The organism is Burkholderia sp. AU4i, from assembly GCF_000466765.1.
GTDB classification, from domain to species: Bacteria; Pseudomonadota; Gammaproteobacteria; order Burkholderiales; family Burkholderiaceae; genus Burkholderia; species Burkholderia cepacia.
In genome coordinates this window covers 1-614 of record NZ_ASSI01000490.1, presented here as the reverse complement: position 1 = coordinate 614, position 614 = coordinate 1, and the positions used below count along the sequence as shown (strand labels likewise).

The window sequence follows — 614 nt, the reverse complement described above, 5'->3', positions numbered from 1 at the left end:
CCAGCATCCCGACGACACCGAACGCATTGACGCTCATGGAGTTGCCGACCTCCTTGCCGGTCGCACGGCCCTCGCCCTGCCACAGCACGTCGCCGCTCTTCAGGTCGACGAGCTTCGCCGACGCCGCGACCACCGTCGTGCTGTCCACCACCTGGTAGACGGAGCCGTATTGCGTGATCTTCGAATAGAGCGCGGCATCCGCGCCGAAGATCTCGCGCAGCTTCGCCGGCGACGTGTTCTGGATCTCGGCCGCGTTCGCGAGGCCGTTCTGCTTGAAGGTCTCGTCCATCACCGCGACCGGCACCACGTAGTAGCCCGACTCGGCGAGCGGCTGCGTCATCTGCGACAGCACCCCGTAGGTCGCGCCGACATCGGTGGTCTCGTTGACCGGCGGCAGCACGAGGATCGAGCGCGGCTGGCTCTTCTTGAAGGCCGTGTAGTCGGGACGCTTGACGGGTTGCGCGCATGCGCTCAGCAGCGCGACGAGCGACAGCACGGACAGCAGCTTGAATGAAAGTGTCTTGATCATGGCACGCACGTTACTGTTGGGCGGGAGTCGGATCGGCTTGCTTCCGGCCGGCGATCGCCTGGTCGGCGGCCTTCGGGTTCGCGGC

General features: G+C 66.1%; 1 protein-coding gene. It reads right to left on the bottom strand.

Features of this window, described 5'->3' with window-relative positions; genetic code table 11:
* The coding region (locus L810_RS43730; protein WP_042978549.1) for a GNA1162 family protein at positions 1–529 on the bottom strand (529 nt) is incomplete at its 3' end.
* Positions 530–614 lie beyond the last annotated feature (85 nt).